Below are 19,713 nucleotides of genomic sequence, written 5' to 3'. Positions count from 1 at the left end.
GAGGGCGGCCGCCGCGCTCCCCTTCGCTTCCCCGCAGCTTCCGACGAGGCGATCACCATGGCAGACGTCCATGCCGGCGCATCCCCGATCCGAACCGTGCCCTCCGTTCCCGGCCGTTCGCGGCTGACGCGCGAGCGACGCCGATCGGCTTGGCTGTTCCTCGCGCCGATGCTCCTCGTTCTCGCGCTGGTGGCGGCTTACCCGCTGCTGCAGACGATCCGCTTCTCGCTCACCGACGCGACCTTGAGCGATCTCGCCGGCGCCAAGTTCGTGGGGTTCCGCAACTATTACGAATGGGTCGACTACGGCGACGGGGAGGGCGAGGCCTTCGGGCTGCTCGTCGATCCCGTCTGGTGGCAGGCGGTGTGGAACACGGTTCGCTACACGCTGATCTCGGTGTCGATCGAGACTGTGCTCGGCCTCGTCTTCGCGCTCGTGCTCAACGCCAACTTTCCCGGCCGCGCCCTCGTGCGCGCCGCCGTGCTCATCCCCTGGGCGATCCCCACCATCGTCTCGGCGAAGATGTGGGCTTGGATGATGAACGACCAGTTCGGCATCCTCAACGACATGCTCGTCTCCGTCGGGATCATCTCCGCGCCGATCGCCTGGACCGCCTCACCCGACACCGCCATGCTGGCCGTCATCATCGTCGACGTCTGGAAGACGACGCCCTTCATGGCGCTGCTGATCCTGGCCGGCCTGCAGATGGTGCCGGGCGACGTCTACGAGGCCGCGAAGATCGATGGCGTGAACCCGGTGAAGGTGTTCTTCCGCGTGACGCTGCCGCTGATCCGGCCGGCCATCCTCGTCGCCGTGATCTTCCGCGCGCTCGACGCGCTGCGCGTCTTCGACCTCATCTACGTGCTGACGCCCAACAACAACCAGACCAAGACGATGAGCGTCTACGCGCAGGAGAACCTCTTCCAGTTCGACAATTTCGCGCAGGGGTCGGCCGCCTCGACGGTTCTCTTCCTCGTCATCGCCGGCATCACGCTGATCTACATCAAGGCCGCGCGCCTCGACCTTTCGGGAGGCGGTCGATGAGCGCCCGCGCCCTCAAGCGGACGGCCGGGCAGGTCGGCTTCTACGCCCTCGTCGTGGCGGTCGTCCTGTTCTCGATCTTCCCGTTCTACTACGCCATCCTGACGAGCTTCAAATCGGGCACCGACCTCTTCCGCATCGACTATTGGCCGCGCGCCTTCTCGCTGATCAACTACGAGACGGTGCTGAGTTCCGGCACCTTCCTGCGCAACGTGCTCAACTCCGTTGTCGTCGCGGTCTCGGTGGTGGCGATCTCGCTCTTCCTCGCCGTCACCGCCGCCTTCGCCCTGTCGCGCGTCTCCTTCCGCGGCCGGGGGCTGCTTCTCCTCACCATCCTCGCGGTGTCGATGTTCCCGCAGATCGCGGTGCTCGCCGGGCTGTTCGAGATGATCCGGGCGATGGGCATCTACAACACGCTCTGGTCGCTGATCTTCGCCTACATGATCTTCACCCTGCCCTTCACGGTCTGGGTGCTCACCACCTTCATGCGCGATCTGCCGATCGAGATCGAGGAGGCGGCGATCGTCGACGGCGCTTCGCCCTTCACCATCATCCGCCGCGTCTTCCTGCCGCTCATGTGGCCGGCATTGGTGACCACGGGCCTCCTCGCCTTCATCGCCGCCTGGAACGAGTTCCTCTTCGCGCTCACCTTCGTCGCCAACAACGAGACGCGCACCGTGCCGGTGGCGATCGCGCTCCTCTCCGGCGCCTCCGAGCAGGAGGTGCCCTGGGGCACGATCATGGCGGCCTCCGTGGTGGTCACCGTGCCGCTGATCGTCCTCGTCCTCGTCTTCCAACGCAAGATCATCTCCGGCCTCACCGCCGGCGGCGTCAAAGGCTGACCCTCCGCATGCTCGAATTCGACCGACCCGTTACCGGCATCGCGCCCGACCCCGAGACCCCGGCCGGCGCGCCGGTGGACCGCGACTGGTGGCGCGGCGCGGTGATCTATCAGGTCTATCCCCGCTCGTTCCAGGACTCGAACGGCGACGGGATCGGCGACCTCGAGGGCATCACCCGGCGGCTCGACCACATCGCCGCGCTCGGCGCGGACGCGGTCTGGATCTCGCCCTTCATGCGCTCGCCGATGGAGGATTTCGGCTACGACGTCTCGGACTATCGCGACGTCGATCCGATCTTCGGCACGCTCGCCGATTTCGCCACGCTGGTGGCCCGCGCTCACGCGCTGGGCCTCAAGGTGATGATCGACCTCGTGCTGTCGCACTCCTCCGACCGCCATCCCTGGTTCATGGAGAGCCGGCGCGACCGCACCAATCCGCGCGCCGACTGGTACGTCTGGGCCGATGCCAAGCCGGAGGGTTCGCCGCCGAACAACTGGCTGTCGAACTTCGGCGGCTCGTCCTGGGAGTGGGACGCCGGGCGCGGGCAATACTACCTGCACAACTTCCTGATCTCGCAGCCCGACCTCAACTTCCACCACCCGGCGGTGCAGGACGCGATGCTGGACGTCGTCCGCTTCTGGCTGGACCGGGGCGTCGACGGGTTCCGGCTCGACACCGTGAACTTCTACGTCCACGACGCCGCGTTGCGCGACAACCCGCCCTTGGCCGAACCGTTCTGGAACGAGCGCACGGCACCGCGCGACCGGCCCTACAATTGGCAGGACCATCTCTACGACAAGAACCAGCCGGAGAACCTCGCCTTCCTCCAGCGCTTCCGGGCGCTGCTCGACGAATATCCGGCGGCCACCGCCATCGGCGAGGTGGGCGAGCTCATCCGTGGTCTCGAACTGATGGGCGAATACACACGCGGCACCGACCGCCTGCACATGTGCTACGCCTTCGACTTCCTCAACACCGTGCTGCCGGAGGTCGACGACATCCGCCCGGTGGTGGAGCGCTTCTCCGAGGTCGGCGCCGACGGCTGGCCCTGCTGGGCCTTCTCCAACCACGACGTGACGCGCCATGCCACCCGCTGGGCCGAGGGCCACGCCGACCGCGAGGCGATCCTGCGCCTCGCCGCCGCCATCCTTCTCACCATGCGGGGCTCGGTCTGCCTCTACCAGGGCGAGGAGATCGGCCAGACCGAGGCCGAGATCGCCTACGAGGACATCGTCGATCCCTGGGGCAAGCGCTTCTGGCCGACGATCAAGGGGCGCGACGGCTGCCGCACGCCGATGGTCTGGGAGGGCGCAGCCCCGCAGGGCGGCTTCACCCAGAACGCCCGACCTTGGCTGCCGATCCCGGCCGAGCATCTGGCGCTCGCCGTGGACGGCCAGGCGGGGCGCGAAGGCTCGCTCCTCGAATTCTACCGCGCCTTCCTCGCCTTCCGCCGCGCGCATCCCGCGCTCGTGAAGGGCGAGATCGCCTTCCACGATCTCGGCCCCGGCCTTCTCGCCTTCGACCGCATTCTCGCATCGGAGCGCATCGTCTGCGTCTTCAACCTTTCGGGCGAGTCGGCGGATCTCGCCGGCATCGCGCTTCTCGACGGCGCCATCCCGATCGGTCCCGGCCGAGAGGATGCGGCGCCCGATCCGCTTCGTCTTCCCCGGCACGGCTTTCTCCTCGCGCGTCGCCCCTGACCCTCCGCTTCCCGGCAAGGAACCGCAGCATGGCCTCTCTCAAGCTCTCCGACGTGCGCAAGTCCTACGGTGCGGTGGACGTGCTGCATGGGATCGACCTCGACATCCGCTCGGGCGAGTTCGTGGTCTTCGTCGGCCCCTCCGGCTGCGGCAAGTCCACGCTGCTGCGGGTGATCGCGGGGCTGGAGGAGATCAGCGGCGGCACGCTGGAGATCGAGGGCCAGGTCGTGAACGAGCGCACGCCCAAGGAGCGCGGCATCGCCATGGTCTTCCAGTCCTACGCGCTCTATCCGCATATGAGCGTCTACGACAACATGGCCTTCGGCCTGACGCTGGAGAAGGGCACGCCGAAATCCGAGATCGACGCGCGCGTGCGCCGCGCCGCCGCCATCCTGCAGATCGAGCCCTATCTCGACCGCCTGCCGAAGGCCCTGTCGGGTGGACAGCGCCAGCGCGTCGCGATCGGGCGCGCCATCACGCGCGACCCCAAGGTCTTCCTGTTCGACGAGCCGCTCTCCAATCTCGATGCGGCGCTCCGGGTGCAGACCCGCATCGAGATCGCGCGCCTGCACGAGCGCATGCCCGGCACGACGATGATATACGTCACCCACGATCAGGTGGAGGCGATGACGCTCGCCGACCGGATCGTGGTGCTGAACAAGGGCCGAGTGGAGCAGGTGGGCGCGCCGCTCGACCTCTATGCCGATCCCGACAATCTCTTCGTCGCGCAGTTCATCGGCTCGCCCGCCATGAACATCCTGCCGGCGACGCTGGCGCGGGCCGGGGCGGCCAGCGAGATCGCGCTGCCAGATGGGCGCACCATCCGCTTTCCCGGCGCGACGGCGGCTGGCCTGCAAGGTGCGGCGGTGCATCTCGGCGTGCGTCCCGAGGATCTTCGCCTCGGCGAGCCCGGCAATGCCATTCTGACGGGCACCGTGACGCTCACCGAGCCGCTCGGCGAGGTGACGCTCGTCTATGTCGATCTCGGGCAGGGCGGCGAGCCGCTGGTGGCCAAGCTTCCTGGCGCGGTGAATCTGGCGCGCGGCGCGACGGTGCATCTTCAGGCCGACGCCGGAGCGATCCGGCTGTTCGGGCCGGAGGGGCGGGCGATCCGGGGTCTGCAGCGGCTCGCCGCCTGAGGGGGGTGGAGCCTGTCTGGTTCACCCGGACGGGCCCCATCGTCTTGCGGCGACGCATCGTCCGGGCATGACAGCCGTCCCGGCTGCCGAGGGACATGCTCGCACCGGCCTCAGGCCTCCGGCGGGCGCAGCAGGCGGATCTCGTCGGTGCCGATCAGCGCGGGCTCGGCGCGCGAGCGCGCGTATTCCGGCACGATATGGGCCAGCAGCTCCACGGCGCGCGGCGCGTCGCCCTCGCGAAGCGCCAGCGTGATCGCCTCGAAATTGCGGCGCAGGAAGTTGATGTCGGAGACGCGCGAACGCGCGATGAGGAGGCCGGAGCGCCCGGTCTTCTCGCGGGTCTCGCCATCGCCGAACAGCTCCTCGAAGAGCTTCTCGCCCTTGCGCAGGCCCGTGAAGGCGATGGGAATGTCCTGATGCGGGCGTAGGCCCGCGAGCTGGATCAGCCGCTCGGCGAGTTCGGCGATGCGGATGGGCTCACCCATGTCGAGCACGAAGATCTGGCCGCGCGCCGCGTTCGATCCCAGCCCGTGGCCGGCGGCGTGCAGGATGAGGCGCGAGGCCTCGGGGATCGTCATGAAGAAGCGGGTGATGTCGGGATGGGTCACCGTCAGCGGCCCGCCACGCGCCAGCTGCGCCTGGAACAGCGGGATCACCGAGCCCGCCGAGCCCATGACGTTGCCGAAGCGCACGGTTATGAAGCGCGTGCCGGCCTGCGAGAGATCGAGCGCCTGGCAATAGGCCTCGGCTGCGCGCTTGGTGGCGCCCATCACGTTGGTCGGGTTCACCGCCTTGTCGGTGGAGACCATGACGAAGGCAAGCGCGCCGCAGGCGAGCGCGGCGTCGGCGACGTTGCGCGAGCCCAGGAGATTGGTCTCGATGCCCTCGAGCGGGTTCTCCTCGACGATCGGCACGTGCTTCAGCGCGGCGGCGTGGAAGATCACCTCCGGCTGCCACTGCGCGAACACCGCGCGGACCCGCTCGGCCTGGCGCACGTCGACGATGCGCTCCACCACCGCGACGCCGGGATGGGCGTGCTCCATCCGTTTGCCGATCGAGTAGAGGTTGAACTCGTTGGCATCCACCAGCACCATGCGGCCGGGCTCGAAGGCGGCGATCTGGTTGACGAGCTCGGAGCCGATCGAGCCGCCGGCCCCGGTCACCGCGATGCAGCGCCCGCGGATGAGCTGGGCGACCTCGGCGATGTCGAGATCGATCTCGGTGCGCCCGAGAAGATCCTCGAGCGACACCGGCAGTGCCTCGATCGGCTGGTCGCGGTCGACGCCGCCGGCGCGCGAGATGTCGGGCAGGCGCTTCACGGCGATCTGGAAGGGCGCGGCGGCCTCGACCACGCGCGACAGCTCGGCCGGCGAAAGCGAGGTCTGCGTCACGATGAGCTGCGTCACGGGCGTCGCGCCGTGCTCGGCCTTCTGCACGACCTCGCCGAGTTCGTCGAGCGAGCCGAGCACCCGCACGCCATGGAGCTGGCGCTTGCGGTTCTTCGGGCGGGCGTCGATGAGCCCGACGATATGCACGGGATCGTGCGAGCGGCGGGCGTCGCGGATGAAGAGATCGGCGTTGTCGTTGAAGCCGTAGAGCAGCACGTGCTGGGTGCGCGCCTTCGCCAGCCCGGTGTCGAAGAAGCGCTCCGAGAGGCCGCGCTCCTTGTAGAGTCGGTAGGCGAGGCGTGGGCCGCCGAGCCCGACGATCATGATGAACCAGGTCATCACGAAGGCCGAGCGCGGGAAGTACTGGCCGCGGAAGAGGATGAAGTTGCCGATGAGGAAGACGACGTTGATCGCCGTCACCGCCTTGACGATCGACACGACGTCGAGGAGCGAGGCGTAGCGCCAGGCGCCGCTGTTGAGCGAGAAGAGCGGGAACATCGCGGCCGAGAGCGCGGTGAACGAAGCGATCAGCGCCCAAAGCTGCCACGAGATCGCCAGCGGGTAGAAATCGAAGGCGAGGCCGAGCGAGAGCGTGATCGCGATGCAGGAGATCGCGACGTCATGAACGATGCCGAAGGACCGGAGCGAGCCGCGGGGCAGACGGGGAAGGCGACGACGCGACATGGCGAAATCCGGGATCGAAGACGGCGGACCCGCGGAAGGCAACGGCCGAGCGGGACGCCGCAAGCTCTAGCCGATCCCGGGCCGCAGGGGAAATCCGGGGCCCGCCGGCTCGATCACGGCGGCGCGCCGATGTCGCCGGCGAGCAGCCGTTCGAAGGCCGTGGGCTCCAGGCGCCCGGGCACCGCGAAGGGATTGGAGAAGCCGTAGATGAAGAAGAGGATGATGCCGGCATAGGCGCCGAACAGGGCGATGAGCGCGAGATGCAAGCGCGTCGGCCGGAAGACGAAGAGCGGGGCGGCGACGAGCACGAGGCCGATCAGCGCCGGAGCCCAGAACAGCGTCGGGAACCGGTCGATCGAGGTGGCCTCGCGCGACTGGCGCAGGCGCGCGATCGCGGTGATGCGATCACGCAGCCGCCCGGCGAGGAAGCGCTCGCGATCGCTGGCGGGTTCGAGGTCGAGCAGGCGTTCGTAGGCGTCGTTCCATTGGATCCAGGCGGCGGGCGACAGGCCTTGGCCGCGCCCGAGCCGATCCCACTCGTCGTCGACGACGAGCCGCACGTAGCGCGCCAGCCCCGCCTGCACCGGCGCCACGGCCGGACCGCCATAGCGGCGGACGTCGTTGAACACGTCCGAGACGGCGACGGCCTCCTCGATGAGGTCTGCGCGCAGGTCCCGGTAGGCGTCGAGTTCCTGCGCATAGACCAGCACCAGAATCAGCCCGTGCAGCGCGGCGATGCGCACCGCCACGGTGGCGGCGACGTCATAGGTGCGGTCGGCCTCGTCCACGGCCCCGAAGAGGCGACGCGCCGCGAGATAGCTGGCGATCGTGACGTGCGAGGTCACGGCGACGAAGGCGACGCCGATGAGGGCCGACGCGAGGAAGGGCGGCATGCGAACCTCCGACGGCGGCGGCAAAATCCTGCCGGCATGGAGCCTTCGATCTTCGCCCCGCGCAAGGGGGCGAGGAGCCCGCGCTCGTCAGAAGACGCTGGCGCCGGTGTCGGCGGTGCCGACGGCGCGGCGGAACACGGCGAAGAGTTCGCGCCCGAGGCCGTGCTCGTTGGCCGAGAGATCGGCTTCGGCGAGCGGGCGGCGCGCCCATTCCTCGGCGTCGACGATGATCTCCAGCGTGCCGGCCTCGCCGTCGAGGCGGATGAGGTCGCCATCGCGAATCTTGCCGATCGGCCCGCCGTCCTTGGCCTCGGGCGTCACGTGGATGGCGGCGGGCACCTTGCCGGAAGCCCCCGACATGCGCCCGTCGGTGACGAGCGCCACCTTCTGGCCGCGGTCGAGCAGCACGCCGAGCGAGGGCGTCAGCTTGTGAAGCTCCGGCATGCCGTTGGACTTCGGCCCCTGGAAGCGCACCACGGCCACGAAGTCGCCGGTGAGTTCGCCGGCCTTGAAGGCGCGCTGCATGTCGTCCTGGTCGTGGAAGACGCGCGCCGGCGCCTCGACGAAGCGACGCTCGGGCTTCACCGCGGAAACCTTGATCACCGCCTTGCCGAGATTGCCGTTCAGCATCTTCAGCCCGCCATTGGCGGAGAAGGGCATGGCGGGCGTCGTCAGCACCTTCGGGTCTCCGCTGAGCTCGGGCGAGGGCACGCGGGCGACGGAATGCCCGTCCTCGCCGAGGCGCGCCTCGACGGTGTAGGCCGAGAGGCCGGCGCCCCAGGCGGTGCGCACGTCCTCGTGCAGCAGGCCGTGGGCGAGAAGCTCGCGGATGAGGAAGCCCATGCCGCCGGCGGCCTGGAAGTGGTTCACGTCGGCAAGGCCGTTGGGATAGACGCGGGCAAGCAGCGGCGTCACGTCGGAGAGGTCCGAGATGTCCTGCCAGGTCAGCTTGATGCCGGCCGCCGCGGCCATCGCCACGAGATGCATCGTGTGGTTGGTCGAGCCGCCTGTGGCGTGCAGGCCGATGACGCCGTTCACCACGGCCTTCTCGTCCACCACGAGCCCGGCGGGCGTGTACTCGTTGCCGAGCGCGGTGATGGCGAGCGCGCGGCGCGTCGCCTCGCGCGTCAGCGCGTCGCGCAGCGGCGTGTTGGGGTTGACGAAGGAGGAGCCGGGCGTGTGCAGGCCCATGATCTCCATCAGCATCTGGTTGGAGTTGGCCGTGCCGTAGAAGGTGCAGGTGCCCGGCCCGTGATAGGACTTCGACTCCGCTTCCAGCAGCGCCTCGCGCCCCACCTTGCCCTCGGCGTAGAGCTGGCGGATGCGGCTCTTCTCGTCGTTCGGCAGGCCCGTGGTCATCGGGCCGGCCGGCACGAAGATCGCCGGCAGGTGGCCGAAGGAGAGGGCGGCGATGACGAGGCCGGGCACGATCTTGTCGCAGACGCCGAGATAGACGGCGGCGTCGAACATGTCGTGGGAGAGCCCGACGGCCGCCGACATGGCGATGACGTCGCGCGAGAAGAGCGACATCTCCATGCCGACCTGCCCCTGCGTGACGCCGTCGCACATGGCGGGCACGCCGGAGGCGACCTGCGCCGTGGCGCCGGCCTCGCGCGCCGTCTGGCGGATGATCTCGGGGTAGGTCTCGAAGGGCTGATGCGCCGAGAGCATGTCGTTATAGGAGGTGACGATGCCGAGGTTCAGCGTCCGGTCGCCGGCCAGACGCTCCTTGTCGGTCGGGCCGCAGGCCGCGAAGCCATGCGCGAGGTTGCCGCAGGTGAGGGAGGAGCGCTTCGGGCCAGCCTGGCCGCGGGTCTGGATGCGGTCGACATAGACCTCGCGCGTGGCGCGCGAGCGCTCGCGGATGCGATCCGTGATGGCTTCGATGCGGCGATCTGCGCACATGGGTCACTTCCTCGTTCGGGTCGTCTGCCGGGGGCGGCACCCCGGCGATAGGTCGATGGCGCCAGGGGCCGCCCGGGCGGCGTCAGGGCGCCCAGAACACCTGCAGCGGCTCGGCGCGGTCGAGCCGGAGCACCGCGCGCACCGGCAGCTCTTCGGTCGGCCCCGGCCCCATCGCGGTCTCCAGCGTGCGCCGCTTGTCCTCGCCCTCGATATGGAGCGCCAGAAACCGCGCGTCGGCAAGTCGCGGAAGGGTGAGCGTGACGCGCGGTTCCTCCGCGCCAGGGGCGCGCATCGAGACCACCGCCTCGTGGCTGGCGAGATCGAGCGCGCGGGCGAGATTGTCGCCGCCGGGAAAGAACGAAGCCGTGTGGCCGTCGCCGCCCATGCCGAGGATCACCGCGTCGAAGGGCCGGGGCAGGCCGCCGAAGCGCCGGGTCAGTTCGGGCTCGGCTTCCTCGGCGGTGAGGCCGTCCTCGTGGAACAGTTCGAGACGGGCCGCCGCCGCACGTCCTCGCAGGAAGTTCTCCCGCAGGAAGGCGGCGTTCGAGCGCGGGCTGGTGTCGGGCACCCAGCGCTCGTCCACGAGGCAGACGATGACGCGGGACCAATCGATCTCGGCCTGCGCAAGGGTCTGCAGGAAGAGCTTCGGCGTCGAACCCCCGGAAACGGCGAGGATGGCCTCGCCGCGCGTCGCGATGCCGCCCGCCAGGACGGCGGCGACGCCGGCGGCGAGAGCCTGCGCGAGGTCGGCGCGCGTCGCGTAGTCGTGTCGCTTCATCGCGGCCCCCTCAATCCGGCTCGTGCCAGGTGCGCCCGTCGCGCTCGATCAGCGCGATCGAGGAGGAGGGGCCCCAAGTGCCCGAGGTGTAGCCCTGCGGCTTCAGGCTCATCTCCTCCCAGGCCTTCAGGATGGGATCGACCCATTCCCACGCGGCCTCCACCTCGTCGCGGCGCATGAACAGCGACTGGTTGCCGCGGATCACGTCCATGAGCAGGCGCTCGTAGGCGTCGGGGTTTCGCACATGGAAGGACTCGGCGAAGCTCATGTCGAGCGGAACGTGGCGCAGGCGCATGCCGCCCGGGCCGGGATCCTTGATCATCAACCACTGCTTCACGCCCTCGTCCGGCTGTAGGCGCATGACGAGCTGGTTCTGCTGCACGTGGCCGGCCGAATTGTCGAAGATCGAGTGCGGGATCGGCCGGAACGTGACGACGATCTCGCTCATGCGCTCCGACAGGCGCTTGCCCGTGCGGATGTAGAAGGGCACGCCGGCCCAGCGCCAGTTGTTGATCTCGGCCTTGATGGCGACGAAGGTCTCGGTGTCGCTGGTAGGCTCGCCGAGATCGTCGAGATAGCCCTTCACCGCGCCGCCTTTCGAGGCGCCGGCCCTGTACTGGCCGCGCACCGTCACCTGCTCGACGTTCTTCGTGTCGACCGGCTTCAGCGAACGCAGGATCTTCAGCTTCTCGTCGCGCAACGGGTCGGCGCCGAGCGAGGAGGGCGGCTCGATGGCGACGAGGCAGACGAGCTGCAGGATGTGGTTCTGCACCATGTCGCGCAGCGCGCCGGCCTTATCGTAGTAGCCGGCGCGGCCCTCCAACCCGACGCTCTCGGCCACCGTGATCTGCACATGGTCGACGAAGGCGTTGTTCCAGAGCGGCTCGTAGAGCATGTTGGCGAAGCGCAGCGCCATCAGGTTCTGCACCGTCTCCTTGCCGAGATAATGGTCGATGCGGAAGACCTGGTCCTCGCGGAAATGCTCGCCGATGAGGGCGTTCAGCTCGCGCGCCGAGGCGAGATCACGTCCCACCGGCTTCTCGACCACGAGGCGCGTGCGATCGTTCGACAGGCCGTGCCGGTCGATGCCGGAGGCGAGATCGCCGAACAGCGCCGGGCCGACGGCGAGGTAGAAGGCGCGGATGCGGTTGTCGCCGGCCTCGTCGAGCAGCGCCTTGAGATCGGCCCAGCCGGTTTCGCTCTTGGCGTCGACCTGACGGTAGAACAGGCGCGAGAGGAAGCGCTCCATCGGGGCGGTCTGCCGGTCGCCCTCGGCCACGTGCTCCTCGAGCGCGGCCTTTGCGAACGCGCGGTAGTCCTCGTCGGAGATCGCGGTGCGCGAAGCGCCGATGATGCGCGAGCCCGCGGGGATCTGGCCGTCGAGATCGCGGTGGAACAGGGCGGGCAGAAGCTTGCGCTCGGCGAGATCGCCGTTTCCGCCGAACACGATGTAGTCGAAGCATTCGACGGGAATGATCTGACTGGACACGGGTGGCACCTCCGGCTCGGCTCGCGAAAGGGCCTCGGACCCTTCCGAAAGGCTTTATGCTAATCGATTGATATTGGAAAGCCGGGCCGGCGCCGCATCGGGCGCGGCGGTGTCGGGACGGCGGTTCGTCACGCCCGGCCGGTCCGTTTCGCCACGGCTTGTGCGATCGCGACGACGAGCTGTTCGGTGGCGAAGGGCTTCTTGATCGCGCGGGCATCCTCGGCCTCGGCGGGCAGATCGATCGCCTCGCCGTAACCGGTGACGAACACGAAGGGGATGGCCTTGGCGTTGAGGTTTCCGACGAGCGGAAAACTCGTTTCCGAGCCGAGATTGACGTCGAGGAGGGCCACGTCGATCGGGTGCGCCTCGATGAGTTTGCGCGCCTCCGCGACGCTCGCGGCGGTGAACACGCTCTCCATGCCGTTGTCGAGCAGCAGCTGCTCGGCATCCAACGAGATGATCATGTTGTCCTCGACCACGAGGCCGACGAGGCCCTTCAGCGAATGCGGAACGGCGGTGAGGGGCATCGTCGAGGCGGTCTCCACGAAGGGCTCGGCAGGCGCCCGGGGACGATCGAGGTGGAACACCGTCTGGGGCAGGGTGAAATGCGCCACGAGGCCGGCGAGGCGATAGTCGAGACGGGCTTCGCCGCCGAGATCGTGTGGGATCGAGCGCTCGATGATGGTGGAGCCGAAGCCGCGGCGCGCCGGCGGCGTCACGGCCGGACCGCCGCTCTCGGTCCAGGTGATGCGGCAGCCGTCGTCGGCGTCGATGTGCCAGGACACCCGGACGCTGCCGGAGGAATCCGACAGCGCGCCGTATTTGGCCGAGTTCGTCACGAGTTCGTGGAACACGAGGGCGAGCGTGGAGAAGGTGATGGCTTCGACGAAGATGTCTGGGCCTTCGAGATGCACCCGGTCAATCTTGGCGCCGATATAGGCGGCGACCTCGGTCTTGACGATGTCGCGCAGCGAGGTGCTGGCGAACTGGTCGCTGGTGATCTGGTCGTGGGCGCGCGCCAGCGCCTGGATGCGGCCGCCGATGATGCGGGCGAAGTCGTCGACGCTCGAAGCGCCCGGCTTCGACTGCACGATGAGCGCGCGGATGAGGCTCAGGATGTTGCGGACGCGGTGGTTGAGTTCGGCGATCAGCAGTTCCTGGCGCTGCGTGGCGAGGTTCTGCTGGCGCTCGGTCTCCTCGTTGAAGCGCAGCAGCACTTCGAGGATCGAGACGCGCAAGCCCTCCGCGGCCTTTCGCTCGGCGTCGGTGAAGGGCAGCGACTTGCCGTAGACCGTCTCCTTCCAGGCCTCGAAGCTCTTGCGCGGGCTGAGCCGCACGCCGTTCGGCCCGACCATCACTTCCTTGGTCTTGGGATCGCCGGCCCAGTCCACCGTCTGGACGATTTCGCGCCGGAAGAAGAGGATGTAGTCGCGTGGACTGCGCGAGATCGGGATGGCGAGAACGCCGGCCGCGCGCATCACGTAATCGGCGGCAGGCGGGTGGAACGCGGACAGCTCGTCCGTTGCGTAGACGCGGCTCGATCCCGCGCGGTTGAGGAAGCGCGCGAGGCCCGGCAGCTCGTCCTGCGTCGGGCACTGGCCGAAGCATTTGCCCACCCCCTTCGCCCAGACCGCGAAACCGTCGCACGGGATGATCTCGCGCAGATCCTCGGCGAACTCCGCGATCGTGTCCATCGAGGGCGAGGCCGCGGCGATCTTGGAGACGAACCGGTCGTGCAGGGCGCGCGCCTCCTCGTCGACGCGCCGCGCCTCCTTATAGAGGCGCCCCTCGATGATGAGCGACACCATCTGGCCGAACAGCTCGGTCGCGGCGCGGATCTCCAGCGGCAGGTGACGCGGCGAGTAATGGTGGAGGGCGAAAAGGCCCCAGAGCGCGCCGTCGATCACGATCGACACCGACATGGAGGCGGAGACGCCCATGTTGCGCAAATATTCGAGATGGATCGGCGAGACCGAGCGCATCACCGACAGCGAGAGATCGAGCGGCTTTCCGTGCGGATCAAGCTCGGGCACGACCGCGACGCTTTCGGCGTTGACGTCGGCGATGATGCGGATCTGATTGCGCACGTAGAGGGCGCGCGCCTGCGCGGGAATGTCGGTGGCCGGGTAGTTGAGGCCGAGAAACGCGCCGATGCCCGAGCGGGCGGATTCGGCCACCACCGAGCCCGCGCCCGTCGAGGCGAAGCGGTAGAGCATGACGCGGTCGAACCCGGTGATGCCGCGCAGCTGGCGCACGCATTCGCGGAAGAGCGTGTCGAGAGTGGCGGTCTTCTGGACCCGCGCGATCATGCTCTTGACGAGGGCGCTCGGGTTGATGCCCGGCCGCTCGGAGGCCGGCTCGGCCTCGATGACGATCGTCTGGCCGGAGACGTGGATGGCGACGTCGAAGGGCTGGCCGGTGCCCAACAAGTCGAAGTTGAAGAGCCGCTCCGATCCGTCGTCGGCCGACAGGATCTGCAGGCGTCCGCGGATGGCATGGATGCTCGCCTCGGGAAGGACGGCCACCATCGCTTCGCCGGGCAGCGCGGCGGGATCGACGGCGAGATAGTCGCCGATATTGGCCGAGACGCGCTCGATCAGCCAGTCCATCGAGACGGCGATGAGGAAGCCGACATTCTGGATGCGACCCAGGAACTGGATCGGCTCGCGCTCGCAATTGGTGAGGTCGACGGTGTGATCCGAAGCGGGGGCAATGCTCAAGTTCGCGGGCCGCCGTCGTGGGGCCAGGTCGCGGCGATCTGCCGGAAATAGCGGAAGGTCCGTCTCGCCGCCTCGATTGCGAGGGTCTGGTCGTCCTCAGTCATCCCAGCCTCGTTCATCGCCGTCAGGAGGTTTCGAAACGGCGACGGGTCGCCCGAAGCCTGAAGGTAATGCGTCGGCAGACGGTTTCGAGGGGCGTCGGCTTCGCGCGCCTTGAGCGCCTTCAGCATGAACCGCGCGCCGAGACGCGATCCCTCCAGCACGTAGGCGACGCCGAAGGCGGCCGGGACCGCGAGGGGGGCGAGCGGAAAGGGCGGGGGTTCGGCGGCTTCGAGCCCGAGGGCGCGCGCGTCGCGCTCGGCGGCCTCCAGCCGGTCTCCCGGCTGCCAGCCGGCCTCTGCCAGCGCGCCCACGAGACGCGGCTCGATCGCGCGGTGGGCGAGGAGATTCATGGCGACGAAGCCGCGGTAGCGTCGGTCGCTCTCGTCCTCCAGCATCCCGTCGAAGAGGGCGTCGAGCGCCTCGTGGTCCTGCCGAGTCTCGATGCGCAGCCGCTCTCGCAGGGTGGGCGGCGCGCGGTCGTCGGCGGCGTCGGGGAAGGCGGCTTGGGGCACGGGAAAAATCGTCCGGAAAAGGCGTGGCGTGCGATCGGCTTCTAGTCTCGTCTCAGGTGGCCGGTTCGGGCCGAATGCGCAAGCCCGTCAAAGCCGATCGCGCAGGGCGAACCAAGTCATGGCGAGGAAAAGCAGCGGCTTTCGCAAGGCGGTGCCGCCGGGAAAGGAGGGAATGCGCAGATCCTCGAACTCGGCGAGCCGGTCCCGGTTGCCGGCGACGCGCTCGGCATAGAGGCGTCCGGTGAAGTGAGAGAGAAGGACGCCATGGCCGGAGAAGCCGCCGATGGTCGTCAGGCCTGGCTCCGGCTCGGCGACATAGGGCATGCGCGTCATCGTCACCGCCACCGAGCCGCCCCAGGCATGGGTGATCGCGACGTCGGCGAGATGGGGATAGACGTCGGCGATCTGGCGGCGGATCTGGCCGGCGATGTCGCCCGCCGACGAGGAATAGGCCTCCCGCCCGCCGAAGAGCAGGCGCCCGTCGACGCTCTTGCGAAAGTAGCGCACCACGAAGCGCGAATCGTCGGCCGCCTCGTTGCCCGGCAACACGCGCGCGGGCTCGGCTAGCGGCTCGGTGGCGCCGATGAAGGAGCGGATCGGCATGACGTGGGCGGCGCTCTGCCGGTTGAGCCCGCCGCCGTGGCCATTGGTCGCGAGCAGCGCCCGGTCGGCCGTGACGGTGCCGAACGGCGTCTCGGCGACGATGTGTCCGCCCTCGCGGCGCACGGCGCGCACCGGCGTCTCCTCGAAGAGCCGGGCGCCGGCGGCAGCTGCGGCTCGCGCCGTGCCGACGAGGAGCTTCATCGGATGGAGATGCCCGGTGCCGGTGTCGCGAACCCCGGCATGATAGGCCGGCGATCCCAGGCGCTCGGCGGTCTCGGCGCGGTCCATGAAGGCGGCGTGCGGGTAGTCGTAGCGATCGCGCAGGATCGCGGCATGGCGGCGGAACTCGTCGACGTAGCGGCGCTTGTGGACGAGGGAGATCTGGCCGGGGCGGTAGTCGGCGTCGATGCCGTGCGTCGCCATCATCTCGTGGAGATGCGCCTTCGCCTCCTCGGCCAGCGCGAAGAGGCGGCGCGAGCGTTCCAGGCCGAGGCTCGCCTCGAGGTCTTCCGGCCAGACGCGGTGGCCGGTGCCGAACTGGCCGCCGTTGCGCCCCGAGGCGCCGTCGCCGAGCCGCGCGGCCTCGAGAAGCACGACGCGCACCCCGCTGGCGGCCAGATGCAGCGCTGCCGACAGCCCGGTGAAGCCGCCGCCGACCACGAGCACGTCGGCCTGGACCGAGCCTTCCAGCCGGGGATGGCGCGGGCGATCGGGCACCGAATCCTCGTACCAGGACCGGCCAGGCGAGATCGGCGACTGGTAGGGCTCAGACATTGAGCAGCAGGAACTCGCGCTCCCACGGGCTGATGACCTGCATGAAGGTCTCGAACTCGCCGCGCTTGATGCCGGCATAGGTGCCCACGAACTCGCGCGAGAGCACCTCGTGGAATGCCTCCTCCGCCTCGAAGGCGGCGACGGCCTCCAGCAGGCCCCGGGGCAGCGAGATGATGCCGTCCTCGTTCACCGTGCGGTCGGTCGGCTGGTCGGGGTCGACGGCGTTGACCATGCCGAGCCAGCCGCAGGCCAGCGAGGCGGCGAGCGCCAGATAGGGGTTGGCGTCGGAGGAGGGCAGGCGGTTCTCGACGCGCCGCGAGGAGGCGTCGGAGGACGGGATACGGAAGGCCGTGGTGCGGTTGTCGTAGCCCCAGGCGTTGTTGGTGGGCGCCGACATGCCGTAGGTGAGGCGGCGGTAGGAGTTGACGTAGGGCGCCATCATGATGAGCGCCGCCGGCACGTAGCGCTGCATGCCGCCGATGAAGTGGTAGAACAGCTGCGAGGGCGAGCCGTCGTCGTTGGAAAAGACGTTGGCGCCGGTCTTCAGGTCGATCACCGACTGGTGGATGTGCATCGCCGAGCCCGGCTGGCCCTGAATGGGTTTGGCCATGAACGTGGCGTAGATGTCGTGCTTGAGCGCGGCCTCGCGGATCGTGCGCTTGAACATGAAGACTTGGTCGGCGAGCTCGATCGGATCGCCGTGGCGCAGGTTGATCTCGAGCTGCGCCGCGCCGTCCTCGTGGATCAGCGTGTCGATCTCCAGGCCCTGCCGGTCGGAGAAGTGATAGATGTCGTCAATCAGCTCGTCGAACTCGTTGACGCCGCCGATCGAATAGGCCTGCCCGCCGGAGATCTGCCGGCCCGAGCGCCCGATCGGCGGGGTCAGCGGGTAGTCGGGATCGACGTTCTTGGAGACGAGGTAGAACTCGATCTCGGGCGCCACGATCGGCTGCCAGCCGCGCTCTTCATAGAGCTGCAGCACGCGCTTCAGCACGTTGCGCGGCGTGTAGCCGACGGCCGCGCCGGCCGTGTCCACGAGATCGCAGATCACCTGCGCGGTGGCGTCGCTCTCCCAGGGCACCTCCGAGAGGGTGGAGAGATCGGGCACGAGCTTGAGGTCGCCGTCGTTCGGCGAATAGCGGAACTCGCCGGTCTCGTCCGGGTATTCGCCGGAGATCGTGTGCATGAACAGCGCGGAGGGCAGGGCGAGCGAGGTGTTGCCGGTGAACTTCTTGGCCGGCATCATCTTGCCGCGGGCCACGCCCGCCAGATCCGGCGTGATGCACTCGAGATCCTCGATGCCGCGCACCCGCAGCCATTCGGCGGCCTCCGCCATCGAGCCGACGCCGCGGCGCCGCTCGAGATAGGCCGGCCGCTCGGCCTCGAGGACGCGGGACTTCGGCGGGCTGGCGCGGCCCGCCGTCGATCCTCCGCCCTCTGCCGTCCGGCGCTTCGGCTTGTCGCGCTTGATCTTCGAGCGCGTCTTCGCGTCGAGCTTCGTCGGGCGGGAAGGGTCGGGCATGCAATCCTGCGGGCGGTTGCGGGGATCGCCGACCATAGCCTGTCGCCCGGCGCGGCGAAAGGCGCGCCGGGCCGGCGGATCGACGGCGGCGGGCGGTTGCCGGGGATCGGCGGATCCGGCCCCGAAACGCAGCGCGGAAAGGGGCGATCGGCCGGCCGCCGTCATTGAAATGACACCGATCGAGCTATCTGAAATCGGGACCGTCGCATCGGCGGGGCAAGGAGGCCGCGAGGCGCGGCGCATCTGATGACCGACAGCACCCAGAAGACCAAGACCGCCGGCCTCGAAGACACGATGTCGCGCGGCGGCGCGGTGGCGCGCACCGTCCAGTCGCTCGTCGACGGGGCCGAGCGGCTGAACCTGAAATACGCCGCGCGCGGCAATCCGCCGGTCTATCCGACCGACGATTTCCCCTGGGCGCGCGAGGTCGAGAGCGAATGGCGCCTGATCCGCGCCGAGCTCGACGAGGTTCTGGTGCGCAAGGGCGACCTGCCCGCCTTCCACGAGATCTCCTCGGAGGTGCGCTCCATCTCCTCGGACCAGAACTGGAAGACGTTCTTCCTCTGCGGCTACGGCATCAAGTCGGAGGAGGCGATCCGCCAGTGCCCCGAGACCTGGCGCATCCTGCAGAAGATCCCCGGCATGAAGTCGGCCATGTTCTCGATCTTCGAGCCCGGCAAGCACCTGCCGCCCCATCGCGGACCCTATAACGGCGTGCTGCGCTTCCATCTCGGCCTGCTCGTGCCGCCCGAGCCCGACAAGATCGGCATCCGCATCGCCGACCGGACCTGCCACTGGGAGGAGGGCAAGGCGCTGATCTTCGACGACGCCTACGAGCACGAGGCCTGGAACCACTCGACCGGAGTGCGCGTCGTGCTCTTCGTCGATTTCGAGAAGCCGCTCGCCTTCCCCGCCAACCTGACGAACAAGGCGGTGCTCAACCTCGCGGTCTTCACGCCGTTCATCCGCGAGGGCTACAAGGCCCACAAGGCCTGGGAGAAGATGTTCTATGGCGCCGGACAGAAGCATCGCTGAGGGTCTGCCGATGGTCCGCTGGCGGGCGATGACGGAGGCCGACCTCGTCGGCGTCATCGCGCTCGCCGACCGCGTCCATCCCGACTTTCCCGAGGGCGAGGCGATGTATCGCGACCGGATGCGCCTGTTTCCCGGCGGCTGCCTCGTGCTGGCCGACGATGCGGGGGCGATCGTCGGCTACGCGGTGGCCTATCCCGCCCGCCTCGGCTCGCCGCCGCCGCTCGACACGGTGCTCGGACGACTACCGAATGAGGCCGACGCGCTCTACCTGCACGACGTCGCCCTGGCGCCGGAATGGCGCGGCGGCGGGCGATCGGGCGAGGGGATCGCCCGGCTGCTGGCGCTCGCCGCGGCGTTTCCAGCCGCGATGCTCGTCTCGGTCTACGGCACCGCGCCCTTCTGGGCGCGTCATGGCTTTCGCGCCGTGGACGGCGAGGCGATGGCCGCGAAGCTGCGCGCCTACGGGCCGACGGCGGTCTACATGGTGCGCGACACCGCCGAATGCCGCGAAGCGCGCCCTGTGCAGGAAAACGGCAGCGGGGACTAGGAATCGCGCCCTCGCTCGACAATAGTGGCGCCGACCGGA

General features: G+C 68.9%; 15 protein-coding genes. 6 read left to right on the top strand and 9 right to left on the bottom strand.

The window, feature by feature from the left end; translation table 11 throughout:
- Positions 1-57: 57 nt before the first annotated feature.
- Genes GGR04_RS04200 through GGR04_RS04185 form a run of 4 tightly spaced genes read left to right on the top strand, consistent with a single transcriptional unit; the run spans position 58 to position 4,722 of the window.
- Positions 58-1,044, top strand: coding sequence for a carbohydrate ABC transporter permease (locus GGR04_RS04200; RefSeq protein WP_183198147.1), 987 nt, complete (start codon positions 58-60; stop codon positions 1,042-1,044).
- The gene (locus tag GGR04_RS04195) at positions 1,041-1,883 is read left to right on the top strand and encodes a carbohydrate ABC transporter permease (RefSeq protein WP_183198145.1); all 843 of its coding nucleotides are present in this window, start codon (positions 1,041-1,043) and stop codon (positions 1,881-1,883) included. The genes GGR04_RS04200 and GGR04_RS04195 overlap by 4 nt, the downstream gene beginning before the upstream one ends.
- Positions 1,884-1,891: 8 nt before the next feature.
- Entirely contained in the window at positions 1,892-3,583 is a 1,692-nt protein-coding gene (locus GGR04_RS04190) for an alpha-amylase family glycosyl hydrolase (protein ID WP_183198143.1), read from the top strand.
- Positions 3,584-3,612: 29 nt separating this feature from the next.
- The gene (locus tag GGR04_RS04185; RefSeq protein WP_183198141.1) at positions 3,613-4,722 is read left to right on the top strand and encodes an ABC transporter ATP-binding protein; all 1,110 of its coding nucleotides are present in this window, start codon (positions 3,613-3,615) and stop codon (positions 4,720-4,722) included.
- Positions 4,723-4,832: 110 nt separating this feature from the next.
- On the opposite strand, the gene GGR04_RS04180 is transcribed toward GGR04_RS04185, so the two are convergent.
- From GGR04_RS04180 to GGR04_RS04140, 9 genes are all read right to left on the bottom strand, one after another.
- On the bottom strand, positions 4,833-6,794 hold the full coding sequence (locus tag GGR04_RS04180; RefSeq protein ID WP_183198139.1) for a polysaccharide biosynthesis protein: 1,962 nt from the start codon (positions 6,792-6,794) through the stop codon (positions 4,833-4,835).
- 113 nt (positions 6,795-6,907) lie between these two features.
- Positions 6,908-7,687 carry a bestrophin-like domain gene (locus tag GGR04_RS04175; protein WP_183198137.1) on the bottom strand — a complete coding sequence of 260 codons (780 nt, stop codon included), beginning with the start codon at positions 7,685-7,687 and terminating at the stop codon, positions 6,908-6,910.
- 87 nt (positions 7,688-7,774) lie between these two features.
- Positions 7,775-9,592: a phosphogluconate dehydratase gene (edd, locus tag GGR04_RS04170; protein WP_183198135.1), complete on the bottom strand. Its 1,818-nt coding sequence runs from the start codon at positions 9,590-9,592 to the stop codon at positions 7,775-7,777.
- 82 nt (positions 9,593-9,674) lie between these two features.
- Positions 9,675-10,370, bottom strand: a complete 696-nt coding sequence (pgl, locus tag GGR04_RS04165; RefSeq protein WP_183198132.1) for a 6-phosphogluconolactonase — start codon at positions 10,368-10,370, stop codon at positions 9,675-9,677.
- A gap of 10 nt (positions 10,371-10,380) precedes the next feature.
- A complete protein-coding gene (gene zwf, locus GGR04_RS04160; protein ID WP_183198131.1) occupies positions 10,381-11,859 on the bottom strand; it encodes a glucose-6-phosphate dehydrogenase in 1,479 nt (492 codons plus the stop codon).
- A gap of 128 nt (positions 11,860-11,987) precedes the next feature.
- Positions 11,988-14,579: an HWE histidine kinase domain-containing protein gene (locus GGR04_RS04155; RefSeq protein WP_183198128.1), complete on the bottom strand. Its 2,592-nt coding sequence runs from the start codon at positions 14,577-14,579 to the stop codon at positions 11,988-11,990.
- The gene (locus tag GGR04_RS24235; protein ID WP_183198126.1) at positions 14,576-15,193 is read right to left on the bottom strand and encodes a biliverdin-producing heme oxygenase; all 618 of its coding nucleotides are present in this window, start codon (positions 15,191-15,193) and stop codon (positions 14,576-14,578) included. Before GGR04_RS24235 ends, GGR04_RS04155 begins: the two co-directional genes overlap by 4 nt.
- Before the next feature lie 87 nt (positions 15,194-15,280).
- Complete coding sequence (locus tag GGR04_RS04145) at positions 15,281-16,570, bottom strand: NAD(P)/FAD-dependent oxidoreductase (RefSeq protein WP_183198124.1); 1,290 nt, start codon at positions 16,568-16,570, stop codon at positions 15,281-15,283.
- Positions 16,563-18,092, bottom strand: coding sequence for a glutamine synthetase family protein (locus tag GGR04_RS04140; protein WP_183198121.1), 1,530 nt, complete (start codon positions 18,090-18,092; stop codon positions 16,563-16,565). The genes GGR04_RS04145 and GGR04_RS04140 overlap by 8 nt, the downstream gene beginning before the upstream one ends.
- A 246-nt stretch (positions 18,093-18,338) precedes the next feature.
- Here GGR04_RS04140 and GGR04_RS04135 point away from each other — a divergent pair, with 246 nt between their 5' ends.
- Both GGR04_RS04135 and GGR04_RS04130 read left to right on the top strand, forming a co-directional pair.
- Entirely contained in the window at positions 18,339-19,127 is a 789-nt protein-coding gene (locus tag GGR04_RS04135) for an aspartyl/asparaginyl beta-hydroxylase domain-containing protein (protein WP_183198119.1), read from the top strand.
- Positions 19,102-19,674 carry a GNAT family N-acetyltransferase gene (locus GGR04_RS04130; RefSeq protein ID WP_246392664.1) on the top strand — a complete coding sequence of 191 codons (573 nt, stop codon included), beginning with the start codon at positions 19,102-19,104 and terminating at the stop codon, positions 19,672-19,674. Before GGR04_RS04135 ends, GGR04_RS04130 begins: the two co-directional genes overlap by 26 nt.
- Positions 19,675-19,713: the final 39 nt, after the last annotated feature.

The organism is Aureimonas pseudogalii, assembly GCF_014196835.1.
Lineage (GTDB): Bacteria > Pseudomonadota > Alphaproteobacteria > Rhizobiales > Rhizobiaceae > Aureimonas > Aureimonas pseudogalii.
This window is presented reverse-complemented; position numbering and strand designations above follow the sequence as displayed.

Bases quoted from the DNA above. Each gene is read 5' to 3' on its own strand.
- GGR04_RS04185 (WP_183198141.1), top strand. From the start codon at position 3,613: ATGGCCTCTCTCAAGCTCTCCGACGTGCGCAAGTCCTACGGTGCGGTG.
- GGR04_RS04145 (WP_183198124.1), bottom strand. From the start codon at position 16,570: ATGTCTGAGCCCTACCAGTCGCCGATCTCGCCTGGCCGGTCCTGGTAC.
- GGR04_RS04195 (WP_183198145.1), top strand. From the start codon at position 1,041: ATGAGCGCCCGCGCCCTCAAGCGGACGGCCGGGCAGGTCGGCTTCTAC.
- GGR04_RS04190 (WP_183198143.1), top strand. From the start codon at position 1,892: ATGCTCGAATTCGACCGACCCGTTACCGGCATCGCGCCCGACCCCGAG.
- GGR04_RS04200 (WP_183198147.1), top strand. From the start codon at position 58: ATGGCAGACGTCCATGCCGGCGCATCCCCGATCCGAACCGTGCCCTCC.
- GGR04_RS04175 (WP_183198137.1), bottom strand. From the start codon at position 7,687: ATGCCGCCCTTCCTCGCGTCGGCCCTCATCGGCGTCGCCTTCGTCGCC.
- GGR04_RS04140 (WP_183198121.1), bottom strand. From the start codon at position 18,092: ATGCCCGACCCTTCCCGCCCGACGAAGCTCGACGCGAAGACGCGCTCG.
- pgl (WP_183198132.1), bottom strand. From the start codon at position 10,370: ATGAAGCGACACGACTACGCGACGCGCGCCGACCTCGCGCAGGCTCTC.
- GGR04_RS04180 (WP_183198139.1), bottom strand. From the start codon at position 6,794: ATGTCGCGTCGTCGCCTTCCCCGTCTGCCCCGCGGCTCGCTCCGGTCC.
- GGR04_RS04135 (WP_183198119.1), top strand. From the start codon at position 18,339: ATGACCGACAGCACCCAGAAGACCAAGACCGCCGGCCTCGAAGACACG.
- GGR04_RS04130 (WP_246392664.1), top strand. From the start codon at position 19,102: ATGGCGCCGGACAGAAGCATCGCTGAGGGTCTGCCGATGGTCCGCTGG.
- edd (WP_183198135.1), bottom strand. From the start codon at position 9,592: ATGTGCGCAGATCGCCGCATCGAAGCCATCACGGATCGCATCCGCGAG.